14 protein-coding genes are annotated in these 14022 nt (G+C 44.2%); 1 reads left to right on the top strand and 13 read right to left on the bottom strand.

Going from position 1 to position 14022, the window contains the following annotated elements; translation table 11 throughout:
• Positions 1-156 precede the first annotated feature (156 nt).
• Positions 157-411: a hypothetical protein gene (locus G5B06_RS10410; protein WP_173762115.1), complete on the top strand. Its 255-nt coding sequence runs from the start codon at positions 157-159 to the stop codon at positions 409-411.
• A gap of 77 nt (positions 412-488) precedes the next feature.
• On the opposite strand, the gene G5B06_RS10415 is transcribed toward G5B06_RS10410, so the two are convergent.
• The 13 genes from G5B06_RS10415 to G5B06_RS10475 all read right to left on the bottom strand — a co-directional run bounded on the left by G5B06_RS10415 (position 489) and on the right by G5B06_RS10475 (position 14017).
• Positions 489-1232, bottom strand: coding sequence for a DeoR/GlpR family DNA-binding transcription regulator (locus G5B06_RS10415; RefSeq protein WP_173762114.1), 744 nt, complete (start codon positions 1230-1232; stop codon positions 489-491).
• A 70-nt stretch (positions 1233-1302) separates the two neighbouring features.
• Positions 1303-1560: an HPr family phosphocarrier protein gene (locus G5B06_RS10420; RefSeq protein ID WP_015525831.1), complete on the bottom strand. Its 258-nt coding sequence runs from the start codon at positions 1558-1560 to the stop codon at positions 1303-1305.
• Between the two features lie 39 nt (positions 1561-1599).
• Entirely contained in the window at positions 1600-3513 is a 1914-nt protein-coding gene (locus tag G5B06_RS10425) for a PTS fructose transporter subunit IIABC (RefSeq protein ID WP_173762113.1), read from the bottom strand.
• Between the two features lie 20 nt (positions 3514-3533).
• Positions 3534-4445, bottom strand: a complete 912-nt coding sequence (pfkB, locus tag G5B06_RS10430; protein ID WP_173762112.1) for a 1-phosphofructokinase — start codon at positions 4443-4445, stop codon at positions 3534-3536.
• Between the two features lie 267 nt (positions 4446-4712).
• On the bottom strand, positions 4713-5504 hold the full coding sequence (locus tag G5B06_RS10435; protein WP_173762111.1) for an aminotransferase class IV: 792 nt from the start codon (positions 5502-5504) through the stop codon (positions 4713-4715).
• Between the two features lie 78 nt (positions 5505-5582).
• On the bottom strand, positions 5583-7004 hold the full coding sequence (gene pabB / locus G5B06_RS10440) for an aminodeoxychorismate synthase component I (RefSeq protein ID WP_173772008.1): 1422 nt from the start codon (positions 7002-7004) through the stop codon (positions 5583-5585).
• Positions 7005-7127: 123 nt separating this feature from the next.
• The gene (locus G5B06_RS10445) at positions 7128-7745 is read right to left on the bottom strand and encodes an anthranilate synthase component II (RefSeq protein ID WP_173772010.1); all 618 of its coding nucleotides are present in this window, start codon (positions 7743-7745) and stop codon (positions 7128-7130) included.
• Positions 7746-7868: 123 nt separating this feature from the next.
• Entirely contained in the window at positions 7869-8078 is a 210-nt protein-coding gene (locus tag G5B06_RS10450; RefSeq protein ID WP_021977547.1) for a DUF1858 domain-containing protein, read from the bottom strand.
• 152 nt (positions 8079-8230) lie between these two features.
• A complete protein-coding gene (locus G5B06_RS10455) occupies positions 8231-9592 on the bottom strand; it encodes an MATE family efflux transporter (protein WP_118608273.1) in 1362 nt (453 codons plus the stop codon).
• A 39-nt stretch (positions 9593-9631) separates the two neighbouring features.
• Complete coding sequence (locus G5B06_RS10460) at positions 9632-10096, bottom strand: GtrA family protein (protein ID WP_173762108.1); 465 nt, start codon at positions 10094-10096, stop codon at positions 9632-9634.
• A 103-nt stretch (positions 10097-10199) separates the two neighbouring features.
• The gene (gene pepV / locus G5B06_RS10465) at positions 10200-11591 is read right to left on the bottom strand and encodes a dipeptidase PepV (RefSeq protein ID WP_021977544.1); all 1392 of its coding nucleotides are present in this window, start codon (positions 11589-11591) and stop codon (positions 10200-10202) included.
• Positions 11592-12857: a cytosine permease gene (locus tag G5B06_RS10470; protein ID WP_059085206.1), complete on the bottom strand. Its 1266-nt coding sequence runs from the start codon at positions 12855-12857 to the stop codon at positions 11592-11594. It abuts the gene before it with no gap.
• A gap of 2 nt (positions 12858-12859) precedes the next feature.
• Entirely contained in the window at positions 12860-14017 is a 1158-nt protein-coding gene (locus G5B06_RS10475; protein ID WP_021977542.1) for a PucR family transcriptional regulator, read from the bottom strand.
• Positions 14018-14022 lie beyond the last annotated feature (5 nt).

Genomic DNA, 14022 nt, shown 5'->3' on the forward strand with positions numbered 1-14022 from the left:
TTTATTTCCGATTTCTGTAAGACGAATACTTCGATTTATATTTTGATAAAATATCATACTTTCCCCACTAAGTCAATATGAAATATAATTGATAATTGTATTTTCAGACCTTTTATGCTATTGTATAAGTAATAATATTTTATCAGGAGGTTTTATATGGGACAGAGACGTACCAAAGTAGAAGTACTGAACGAAAAAATTTCCAAAGTAGAGTCCAAGATTGCTGCCTACACAGAGAAGATCGCAGCTCTGGAAGATGAGAAAACTGCTCTTGCAGCACAGCTGGAAGAAATTCATAAAGCAGCCAAGAAAGCAGAAGAAGCCGCAGAGCTGAAACGTCTTCTTAAACTGATGCGTAAGAAAGACATTTCTGTGGAAGATCTGGAATCCATGATTTCCAAAGAAGACTGATCACAAAAACCGGTTTCCGAAGAATTTTTTTCTTCCAAACCGGTTTTTTATTTATAATCTTTTTATTTTATATCTTTTTATGATACGATCTGAATATTTCTGCAGTCCTTATATTCTCTGGAACAGTTTTCTGTCAGGATCACCGCTCCGTCAAACGAAAAGAATGTCACCGCACTGATCTGTCCGAATTTGGAGCTGTCGGACACTACGTATCTTTCCAGGCACTGCTCCATGGCTGTTCGTTTTACCAGTGCCTCGTTGGCCTCCGGTGTAGTAAAACCTTCTCTTAGCGTCATTCCGTTTGTTCCAAAAAAACCCTTTGTAAAATGATAGTTCTTCAGCATCTGCATAGCCTGGCTTCCGATCACCGCTTCTGTGGAACCTTTCAGTTCTCCGCCGATCAGCAGCACATGGACTCCCATCTGAGCCAGAGTCCTGGCATGGGAAACACCGTTGGTCACAAACGTCGCCCTGGAGCCATTAAGATGTTCCAGCATATATCCGGTAGTCGTTCCCGCATCCAGATATACAAAATCTCCCGGCTGGATCAGAGATGCCGCATAGGCTGCGATCTTCTTTTTTTCCTCGATATTAAGCTCGGATTTTTGGGCTACGGTAGGCTCATAGGCATTGACTGTATGCTCCAGTGCCACTGCACCGCCAAAAACCCTGGTCAGTTTTCCTGCCTTGTAAAGCGCTGTGATATCCCTGCGGACCGTAGATTCTGATGCATCCAGGATATCTTTCAGTTCTGTTACTGTGACACTGTTTTTTTCTCTGAGAAGGCCGAGTATGATCTCATATCTCTGCTCCGTCAGCATAGTTTTCCTCCTTTAAAAAAGACACCCCGATCAGACGGACCGGGATGTCTTCTGTTTACTCATTCTGAGATTACAGGTTCTCCTGCATGAATTTGCTTACTGCCTCGTATGCTGCATCCTCGTCTGCACCATCGAATGTGAAAGTAACCTCATGGCCTTTCTTTACGCCAAGTCCCATAAGTGCAAGAAGCTTTCTACACTCTACAGTCTTACCGTCTTTCTCGATTGTGATCTTGGACTCGAAACCTTTTACAAGTTTCACAAGCTCTCCTGCCGGACGTGCATGGATTCCTTCGTTATCTGTTACTACATACTTGAATTCTTTCATTTTTTTATCCTCCAGGTTTTTATTTTTAATTTTAAAAATTTAAGCAACTTTTTTCTTCAGTACACCGAGAAGTACGGCTGAGATCAGAGTTCCCACAACCAGTGCAACCAGATACATCAGTGCGTTACCTACAACCGGGAATACGAAGATTCCGCCGTGCGGTGCCATCAGTGTACAGTTGAAAAACATGGAGATCGCTCCGGCTACTGCGGAACCGACGATACAGGACGGAAGTACATGGATCGGGTCAGATGCCGCAAAAGGAATGGCTCCTTCTGTGATAAATGCAAGTCCCATGATAAAGTTAGTCGGTCCTGCCTCACGCTCTTCTTTTGTAAATTTGTCTTTAAACAGCAGGGATGCAAGTGCAATAGCGCATGGAGGAGTCATACCTCCCACCATAACTGCTGCCATAATATCATAGTTACCTGCCGCAATGGCTGCTGTACCAAATACATATGCTGCTTTGTTGAACGGGCCTCCCATATCAATGGCCATCATGCCACCGAGAACCAGTCCTAAAATTACTTTACTTGAATTTCCCATGCCTGTCAAGGCATTATTTAATCCTGTATTGATGCCGCCCATGATCGGCTCTACAATGAATGTCATACAAAGTCCCATAAGAAGGACACCAACAACCGGATAGATCAGTACAGGTGCGATTTTTTCCAGAGCTTCCGGAAGTTTGTCACAGACTTTACGAAGTCCCAGGATCAGATATCCTGCAAGGAAACCTGCAAGAAGAGCTCCAAGGAAACCGGATTTTCCGTTTGCCGCGATCATACCGCCTACAAGACCAACTGCAAGGGCCGGTCTGTCACCGATGGCCATTGCGATAAAGCCGGCCAGTACAGGGAGCATAAAACCAAATGCGGTTCCACCAATGTTTTTCAGAACAGCCGCTACCGGTGTGATGGTACCAAAGTTTGCTCTCTGGTCTGCCGGAAGGGAACTTAAATCTACACTTAAACCATCGATCAGGAATGCAAGAGCGATCAGGATACCACCGCCAACAACCAGTGGAAGCATATGAGATACACCATTCATCAGCTGCATGTAGATTTTGTGGCCTGCCCCGCCGCCTGCTTTTGCGTTTGAGGAAGAGTTCTGGCTGCCTGCTGCCCCATGATATACCGGAACATCTCCGGAGATCGCACGTTCAACCAGCTGGTCTGCCTTGCTGATTCCATCGGAAACCTGGCATTCGATGACTTTCTTTCCATCGAAACGGTCCATAGGAACCTTGGCATCTGCTGCTACGATAATGCAGTCTGCTTCCTGGATCTCCTGATCCGTAAGTACATTTTTTGCTCCGCCGGAGCCTCTTGTCTCTATTTTAATGAAACAGTCTTTCGCCTTCGCTGCTTTTTCCAGTCCTTCTGCTGCCATGTAGGTGTGGGCAATACCTGTGGGGCATGAAGTAACTGCCAGCAGTTTGGCTCTGGCTCCTTCGGAACTTCCTGTATCTGCCAGTCTCTCGTCGATATCTTTTTTCTCATCATCTGCCTTGTCGATGATCTCCATAAATTCATCTACAGATTTCGCGTTACGTAAGGACTCTGTAAAATTATCATCCATCAGCATCACGGAAAGTTTGCTGAGTACATCCAGATGAATGTTGTCTTCTGTATTCGGTGCCGCGATCAGGAAAAGAAGGGTGACCGGTTCATCGTCCAGTGCCTCAAATTCCACGCCGTTTTTTACTACCATGGCAGCAAGTCCCGGTTTCTTTACCGCATCACATTTTCCATGAGGAATGGCGATTCCCTCACCGATTCCTGTTGTACTTTCTTCCTCTCTTAAATACACCTGTTTCCGATAAGCTTCCCGGTCGCTGATCTTTTCACTTTTTACCATAAGATCTACGGCCATATCCAGCGCTTCGGATTTGGTCTTCGGTGCTGCATCCAGCGATATGCTTCGTTTGTCAAGCAGATCTGTGATTCTCATCTTCCCTTCTCCTTTCTTATTTACCCCTCTGTTACCTGTTTATATACCGCCTGAATCTCTTCCCTCGTGGCAAGATTTTCAGAAAATGCACTTGCGCTTCCTGCGGAAATCCCCATGTGGAAAGCGTATTCGTAATCCTGTTTTTCCATCCAGCCTGCCATAAAGCCTGCTACCATGGAATCTCCGGCTCCCACACCGTTTACCAGTGTTCCCTTCGGTGCCGGTTTCTCAAATACCTGTCCGTCTTCTGCTACCAGGACAGCTCCTTCACCGGCCATGGAAATCAGTACATTTCTGGCACCTTTTTCCTGGAGTTTCTTTCCGTAAGGGATCACATCCTGACGGGTCTTAAGCTCGACTCCGAAGATTTCTCCCAGTTCATGGTTGTTGGGTTTCACAAGGAACGGATGATATTTCAAAACGTTTACAAGAAGATCTCTTGTTGCATCCACAACGATCATCACGCCTCTTCCGTCCAGTCTCGCCATGATCTTCTCGTACATGTCATCCGGCATGGATGATGGAATGCTTCCTGCCAGGAAAAGCACATCTCCTTCTTTCAGTGTGTCAAGTTTCTCCATCAGCTCCTGAACTTTTTCTGCGCTGATTTTAGGTCCCATTCCGTTGATCTCGGTTCCGTCAATGGATTTCAGCTTCAGGTTGATTCTGGAAACGCCTTCCGGGATCTTGATAAAATCGGATTTCACTCCCATCTCCTCAAGCTTTCTTACAATCTCATCTCCTACGAATCCTGCCATGAAACCAAGTGCTGTATTCTCAATTCCAAGGTTCATCAGCACGGTGGAAACGTTGATTCCTTTTCCACCCGGAAGCATCAGCTCAGAACTGGTACGGTTGGTAAGTCCAAGCTTGAAGTCCTCTACGGAAACGATATAGTCCAGAGATGGATTAAAAGTAACTGTGCAGATCATTTCTTTCTCCTCCCCATATCTTTTATTCTGCGGGTTTCTGACCGCTTTTTGTTGTTCCTCATTTGTTGAACTTAGTATACTTCCAATTTCGTTCAAAGTCAATCAAACTACTTCACAAAATTCATGACTGTTTTTGGTTGAGTTTGCACAAAAAAAGTGCATCAATCCTAGTTTTTCCAGGTTGATACACTTTTATCCCTGATTATCTCAGTCATTTTCATTCATTTCAGTCATGGTCATTCACAGAATCTGGCACTCCATATCATTTCATCTGTCTTTCCTCTTATTTATCGTCTCCTGTACCATGTCCTGATATTTTCTCATCAGCTTCTTTGTCACTCGGTCTTCCTCAAACCGAATTTCCCCGATCTGACGCACTGGCATGATTCCCATCAGGGAATTGGTAACAAAACATTCCTGATACCGCTTCAGGTCCTGAACATAGATGTCTGTCTCTTCCACATCTTCTGTTTCACAGAGATACTCCCGAAGGATCCCCGGAAGAAGGCCGCAACTGACTTGTGGCGTACAGATCACGCCGTTTCTCACAAAAAATACATTACTTACCGTACCTTCAGAAACCTGTTCTTTTGTATTGAGAAACAGCCGCTCATCCATTCCTGCTGCCGTGGCGTTTCTTTTTTCCAGGATACAGTCTCCGTAATTCATGGTTTTGTGATATACCAGCGGTGAGGTTTCATTTCGTTTTACCGCACTGATATCTATGAAAAAACCTTTCTCATATTTTTCCGGTGTATAGTGATTGGCACGAAGAGAATAAACCATGTTTTCCTTGGTAAGCATGATCTTTAATGCACAGTGCTCCAGGTTTCTAAATTCCTTTTGTACTTCTGTGCGCATTTTCTGTTCTTCCAGATATTTTTCAATCTTCCGTGCAGTGATCCCCCGTTCTGACAAGCTTCCCAGTTTCAGGAAATCTGCGGCACGTTCCAGTCTTTTCAGGTGTTTATCCAGCAGTATGGGAATTCCCTGTTCGATCCCTATGGTTTCAAATGCTCCCAGGCCAAACTGAAAACATTCATCTAATGTTACGTTCATCTCCATCCTCCCTTTTGCATCAGGTCTCCCGGCCCGTCTGCAGAATCTTTCTTAGTCTTCCGTTATTCCGTATGTCCCCTATTGCAGTGCGTCCAGGATTGCTTTCGCTTTCTGCAGTGTTTCCTCATACTCAAATTCCAGATCTGACTCTGCCGTGATCCCGCCGCCGACACCAAGATGATATTTCCCGTTTTTATGAAGGGCTGTACGGATCACGATGTTAAAATCGCAGCTGCCATCCAGTGTCAGATAGCCGATGGAACCGGTATAGAGATTTCTTTTTCCATGCTCCAGTTCATCAATGATCTCCATAGCGCGGTATTTCGGTGCACCGGTAATAGAACCACCGGGGAACGTAGCTTCCAGAAGGTCCATCACATTTTTTCCATCTTCCAGTGTTCCCTCAATATCCGACACCAGATGAAATACTGTGGCATATGCTTCCACTGTAAAAAGTTCAGTTACTTTCACGCTTCCCGGTGTACATACCCGGTTCAGATCATTTCGTTCCAGATCTACGATCATCAGAAGCTCACTTTTATCTTTTCCGGAATCTGCAAGTTCCTGGCGGAGCATTTCGTCTTCCTCAGGCGTTGCGCCACGTTTTCGTGTTCCTTTTATAGGACGGGTGTTTACATGGCGGTCTTTCATTTTCAGGAAGCGCTCCGGAGAGGCACAGACGATCTGATAATCTCCGAAATCCAGATATCCGCCAAAAGGAGAGGGATTGTTTTTCCGAAGATCATAAAAAACATCCAGCGGCTGTTTTTCGCTTTCAATTGTAAGCTGCTGTGTCATATTGGCAATGTAGATATCACCTTCTATAATATATTGGATCATCCGGTCCACTGCCTGCTTGTATTCCTCTTTCTCAAAATTTGGATGGACCTGAATCTTAAATTTCTCACGGTGAGAATTTTCCGTGATCATCCCATTTCCGAATTTCTTTTTTTCTCCGATTTCCGGTTCTTCCGGTTTGCCAGCCTCTGCAGATTCCAGGATTGCTTTTTCCATTGCGCCGATCTGCGCCGCGGCATTTCCGCTGATTCCATTTGACACAAGATACGTCCTTTTTTCCTGACAGTCTTCCACAACAAAACAGTCATAAAACGTCAGAACCGCTTCCGGAATCGTCACAAGATCTTTTTCCCCGGAGGGTACTCCCATCTGTTTCCTTCCGTAATCATAGGAAAAATATCCTACAGCTCCGGACACAAGGGGAAGTCTGCTGTCATTTTTGTCCTCATGGGTATTCAAATATTCCCGCATGTAGTCTTCAAAGGTTGTTTCTGTTTCCGGTTTTCCATTGATGGTAAAGGTCTTCCCGTCTTTTACCAGTTTCAGATAGGGGCACCTTCCGATCACGGAATAATGTCCCAGTTCATTCACAAGGGAGGAATCCAGAAATGCAGCTCCCGGCTCTCTCTCGTAGATCCGGAAAATCTCCACTGCCGGGATATATGGGGTCAGTTCTTTTATGATTCGCTGATTATTGTACATGTTTTTACTCCTGTGTGTTCCCGGTTTTATCTGTGCAGTGAGCGGATCAGGTATCCTCACTGCACCCTGTAATATTCTTATGAGTGCAGGCGAGCTGCATTCATCTCCGGGTTATTTTTTGATCTAAGCAGTTTTCTCTTCTGCCAGTTCTTCTTCCCTCTCCTGATGAAATTCCTCTGCGATCTTACAGAAATTCTCAAGAAGCTCATGGCCATATTCCGTAAGAACAGCTTCCGGATGGAACTGTACGCCATACAGAGGCAGTGTTTTATGGGAAATTCCCATAACTGCTCCGTCATCGGAAACAGCATCTACCTGATATTCTTCCGGGATGCTGTCTTCCCGTACGATCAGGGAATGATATCTTGTAACCTTATATTTCTCCGGCAGGCCTGCAAACACACCGGTTCCGTAATTGTGGATCTCTGTTACTTTTCCGTGCATGGGACGTGCTCCCTTTTCCACTACTGCTCCCGCGCAGTGGCCGATAACCTGATGGCCCAGACAGACACCCAGGATCGGAATCCTTCCCTGAAATTTTTTTACCGTATCTACACAGAGCTTCGCATCCCAGGGACGTTTCGGTCCCGGCGAAAGAATAATCCCTTCCGGATTCATCGCTTCCAGCTCGTCCAGAGTAATCTCATCGCAGCGTTTAACCAGGATATCTCTCCCCAGTTCCTGAAAATATGCCTTCAGATTATATACAAATGAATCAAAATTGTCGATCATGACATACATGTTTTTTCCTCCATATATAAAAAAAGGGATAACGCCGGCATGCCAAAAAGGCATGCACAGTCGTTATCCCTTACGGTCCGTAATCTGTACGTTATAACGTTATAAGATCAGTGATAGTACTGATTATTTCTGTTTCTTGGTTTCCTCATAGTGATGGATGTCTGCCAGTACTACGTTTACGTCAAGTCCGTGTACCATACATGCCTCCTCAAGAGACTCACCGATAGAAGACGGACAGCCGATGCAGTGCATTCCTTCCTGCATAAGGATGTATGCGATCTTCTCATCGTATGCAAGCATCTCGCCCATTGTTGTTTCCTTTGTGATTTCCATGATCTATATTCTCCCTTCTGGATTTGTAATCTTACCCGGAATCCCGGTTTCCTGGTTTCCTGGTTTTTTCCGCAGTTATAATATCATTATAACTGTATCTTCCATAATTGCAAGCCTAAATTTATTCTTTTCATTTTCTGTATTATACCCACTCAGGCAGCAGTTTCCTTTTTTCCCCTGCTCCACTTTTTCATCACATAAATATAATACGGGATCAGAGGGATCAGCGCTGCGATCCATGCGGCAGGATCTGCCAGACATACACCTGCAAAACTTGTTTTTCCTGCAACAAACATAACGATCGCACTTCTTGCCGCCAGTTCAAACACACCGCCCAGCATGGGAACCAAGCCATATCCCAGTCCCTGAAGTCCGTTTCGGTAGAGGAAGATACTTCCAAGGAACGGATATGCCCAGAATACCGTATGAAAATAAGTAACAGAAACATTAATAACATCCGTCTGGGATTTGTCAATAAATAGCCAGGTCATGTACTTTCCGAAAAAGAACATAATGATCATAGTGATCACACTCCAGATCAAGACCATGATCTGGGTATATTTCATTCCTGCTTTTACACGGTCCATCTTTCCGGCGCCCCGGTTCTGTCCTACATAGGTTGCCATCGTCGCACCAAAAGCTACAAATACAGTTGCAATGATATTCTGTATTTTTCCCGCAGCGGAAAATCCTGCCATATATACAGAACCGTAAATATTTACCGCACCCTGCACAATAATGGTTCCGATCGCTGTGATGGAAAACTGAAGTCCCATGGGAATACCAAGGGCCAGCAGATAACGGAAGCTGGTAAAAGAAACTTCAAAGTTTTCTTTCTTCAGATGCAGGATCGGGAACTTTTTGATAATATAGATCAGGCAGCAGACTGCGGAAATTGCCTGCGCGATAACCGTAGCATAGGCACAGCCTTCCACTCCCATCCCGATTTTTACAATAAACAGAATATCCAGGAACACATTGATCACTGCCGAAATGATCAGAAAATACAGCGGAGATTTTGAATCTCCAAGTGCACGGAGAAACGCTGCCAGTGAATTATATGCCGCTGTTACGATCAGGCCTGCATAAATAATTCCCATATATCCCTTCACAGATCCCATCAGATCCTCCGGTGAATTCATCAGCCGCAGAATCGGTTCATTCAAAGCCTCAAAGCCAATGGTCATCACAATGGCAAAGGCTGCTGCCAGATAAATGGACATAGCTACGTAATGACGCATCTTATCATATTGCTTCGCCCCGAACCACTGGGATACCAGAATGGCAAAGCCACTGCTCAGTCCGTTAAGCCATCCGGTAACAAAAAACATCAGTGAACCGGTGCTTCCGATTGCAGCCAGCGCATCTACTCCCAGGAACTGACCCGCAACAATGGAATCCGCAATGTTATAAAACTGCTGAAAAATATTTCCAAGACACATGGGAATCATAAACCGGATGATCAGGCTCACCGGATTTCCCACAGTCATATCATTGGTCTTATCTTTTGCCATTTTTTAACTCAACTCCTTTCTCGTAAATATAAACATTTTTTATTTTTTAAAAACAATTAATTTACTGATTATATAATTCAATACGATCACAACCACCTGAGCGATCAGCTTCACTGCCATGCTGTTAAATCCAAGCCAGGTAATGAATACTGCAAGGATCGCTTCTTCCACAACCAGAGTAAAGAGTCTTCCTCCGAAAAACGAAGCCATCTGCTTTAAAAATCCGGCTGCCGAATCTACCTGACCGTCGAATACCCAGGTCCTGTTTGTAAAATACTGAAACAGTACACAGACTACCCAGCAGATCACATTGGCGATCAGCGCATTTATTCCGAGCATGCCATCCAGCCATGCATACAGTGCTATGTTCAGAAAAAATGTGATCCCGCCAAAGAACAGATACATCAGAACTTCCTTATGTTTTTTATAAAAAGGTTCAAATATGTTCAATACAGGAAGATGCATCAGTCTGTCAAAAATGTCTTTCTTTTCCTCCATATCCATATCCTTTCTTCTTTGTCATATGTAAACTTGTATACCATAGCAAAAAATATCCTGGATGTCAACGCATTCCAGGATATTTCTATAGTTTGTTTCTTTAATGTTTTTATCTATATTCTGTCATCAGTTTGTAAAGACCTTTTACAAAAATTTCGGTCATTTTCTGCAGACTCTCAATGCTTAAAAATTCATTTGCTTCATGAGCCAGTTCTTCCTCATACGGAAACAGCGGCCCAAATGCCACAGCATTAGGAAGTGCCCTTGCATAGGTAGCTCCGCCAATAGCCATTGGCTCTGTATCCATATCCCCTGTCACTTCCTGATAGGCCTCCATCAGACACCGGATCAGTGCTGAGTCCTTTTTATGGTACACCGGAGCCAGATAATCTACTTCATTATAAAAGAAGCCATATTTTTTCAGCTGTCTCTCCAGCAACTCCCGAATATCATTATACTCCACAGATGCAGGATAACGAATATTACACTGCAGAAAAATCCTTCCATTTTCATCCATATTCACAGTTCCCACATTAAACGTCAGTGCCCCTGCGGAATCCTCCATGGCACAGCCCAGACGCTCTCCGTCATAATCCATTCCTATGGCCTGATGAAAACATTTCATATAAGAAGCATGAGAAAGTTTTTCGCCAAATTGTCCCAGCGTTTCCAGAAGACAGGAAACTGCATTAAACCCTTTTTCCGGACTCATACAATGTGTACTGATCCCTCTGACTGACAATTTCAAAAATCCATCTGTGATCTTTGCTGTAACCTGTTCCGGAAGCGCAATGCTTTTTACTGCCGCCTTCGGATCTTCACATTTCAGAAGACAGGACGCCTCGTCCGGAACAATATTTCTGCTACGTCCACCTTTTAATTCCACAATTTGTATCTCTGCTCTTTCATCCACAGATTCCACAGAAGAAAGATCAAAGTCAAGAAGTCCTTTTTCGCAGTATAAAAGTGGAAAATTAGCATCTGGTACGATAGATACCTGTGGAAGTATTTCTGCATGATCCAGATAATAACGAATACATTGCCAGCTCTCTTCCTCATCGGTTCCCACAATCATGCGAAGACAGGTATCTTTTGGAATCAACTGATTATCTGCAAGATATTTCATAGCAAAAAGTGAAGACACCAGAGGGCCTTTATCATCTGAAGTTCCTCTTCCATAAAGCTTTCCATCTTTTTCCACAGGATCAAACGGATCTGTGTTCCATCCCTCTCCTGCACTGACCACATCTGTATGGCAGAGGATTCCGATCATCCTGTTTCCCTCTCCGGCAGTGATCTCTCCGGCATAACCATCATAATTTTTTACCTGAAATCCCATTTGCTGTCCCATTCTAAGGACGTACTCCAGAGATTTTTGGATATTTTTTCCAAAAGGTGCTCCTTTAGATGGTGCATCCTCAAAAATCCCGGGAATAGCTACCAGTTCTTTTAGACATCTGACCATTTCCGCTGTATTTTTTTCTACATATTCTCTAGCCATTTATTTATCACCTTTTTTTACCAGTCTCCACACCAGATACAGGATTCCGGAAACCAGCATTCCATTGATAAAAGAAATTCCCACAGTCAAAAACGTAGCTGCAAAACCAAGAGCCCAGGTCACGATTCCAGCCACTGACCATCCTTCACGTAATGTAAAGTTCTCTGCTTTTCCTTTCCCAAGGCTCCAGTATTCCACAATAAACAGAGCAATGATCGGCATAAACGCATTTCCAAGAAGTGTAAGAAATCCCTCAAAATTTCCGGCTACACCAACAGCTGCCAGAACTGTTCCCACAGCTCCAAGTATAACCGTTGCCATAGAACGGCCGCTTTCTTTCAGATTGAATACCATAACTGCATTTAAGCCTGCACTGTAGGCATTGGTAGTATTCGTTGTCCAGGTTGCCAGGATCAGTACGACCATTCCAAGGAACGGAAGGCCAATATTAGAAAATACAAGTGAAATGTCATACTGCTGGGCAATTCTCGTCATTACCGCTCCGAGAATAAGCATAGCCATTCCTGCCGGCATCACACCGATAGCAGAAGAAAGGACTGTATCTTTTCTTGTTCTCTGATATCTGGTAAAATCAGGTGCATTCAAGGCGCCGGTGGCCATAAAACTGATAGTAAGTACAACTCCATCTGCAAAGCTCATGGCCGGATCTTCGATAGTCATACTTAAATTTCCGGTTCCGAAACGCTGGATTGCTACCACACACCCGATCACAGTTACGATCACAAGTGCAGGAATGGCAATCTTATTCAGTTTATCCAGAGCATTGATTCCATATACAGCTGTAACCAGCATGATTATTCCCCACACAACCGTTGATACCGGAATCGGGATTTTTACTCCTGTGCTTGCTTCGATCAGATTGGAAAATGCAGAGCCACAGACACCGTTCTGCACTGCAAACCAACCGATCATGGAGATCATAAATAATGCAGAGATCAGCTTTGATGATCCCTGTTTTCCAAAAACGCCAGATGCAACAACACATGTCGGTACACCAAGATCACTTCCCATGATTCCACAAAATATCATCAACGCCACGATCACTGCATATCCGATTACCCCTGACCAGATGGCCTGAGACATCGGCATAGACTCTGCCAGGATTCCTCCCAGCATCAGACTGGGCACACAGATCATAATTCCCGCCTGGATCATGGCAACATCTGCCCAGCTTTTTCTCTCTTCCATCGGAACCTGTTCCAATGTGACAGATTCCACATTTCCTGTTTTCTTTTCCTGTTCCACTCTCATACCTCTTTATTCTTTTTTATCTCCAGCATAGATTCGATCCGCACAGCCAGAGAAATGATCTCATGAAAAAGCAACGGCTGTTCTTCCACATCAAGATAATTTCTCAGACGGTTAATACGATAACGGATCGTATTCTCGTGCTGTTTCAGTTTTTTGGCAGTTTTTTTAAAATCTCCATTGCACTGTACATACGCCCTTGTTGTAAGAAGCATGTCCTCCATGCCTTCTTCCGTTGTTTTCGCCGCAATCTCTCGACAAAATTCGTCATAAAATTCCTGCATTTCCCGACTTCCCCTGATAGGCAAAAGAAGCTGCTGCGGAGACAATGGATCATAGACCTGCTGCCTCCGGTCCGATGCCTGTGCCATGTCCAGGGCGTCTCCTGCTTCAAGAAGTGTTCGTTCTACTCTGTATCTGGCATAAGGTCTGCCAATTCCAAGTCTGCGGTTATGATAGCTTCTCAAAAGCTGTTCACACACTACATTTTTATGCTGTTCCAGTTCCTTCCTGGAATCTGCACTCAAAATACAGATATCATAGTTATCCGCCGGAATAAATATATCAAAAGATGAACAGACTTCTCCTGTTTTTTTTCTTTGTGTGATCTTCCGCCGTTCATCCCGGATATAAACAGCCTGTACGTACTCCCTGATCCCCGGATTAATGCTAAAAAGGATCTTCATTCGCTCCTGGGGCAGAGTCCTCGATGCTAGGATCTTATCCAGTTTCAGCTGATTAAGCACATTTGTCTGTTCTTCCAGGATACATTGATTAATAACTCCAAGGACCTCTGCATAAGAAATATCTTCCCTCATACAGATCACAGGAAACTGCTTCTCTTCACAGAAAGCAAGCATTTCTTTCGAAAAAAGCTCTGCTCTCTCCTCCATCATCACACAGAGCCCACTGCAGTTTCCTTTTACAAGAAGCGCCAGAACCTGCATCAGTTCTTCTGATTTCGGCTGAAACTGCAAAAGAGATGTGATAAAAAAATCTCCAGGTGCCAGAATATCTTTCTCCAGCACATCCTCTTTAAATGGCGCATCAAAAACAGATGCCCGCTTTACGATCCGGCCAAGTCCGGCCCGTCCTGACAAAATTTTTACATTCTCAAACAAAGGTGCATTTAAAACCTGCAATAAAGATATGTTCATATTAT

This window comes from Blautia luti (assembly GCF_013304735.1).
GTDB lineage: Bacteria > Bacillota > Clostridia > Lachnospirales > Lachnospiraceae > Blautia_A.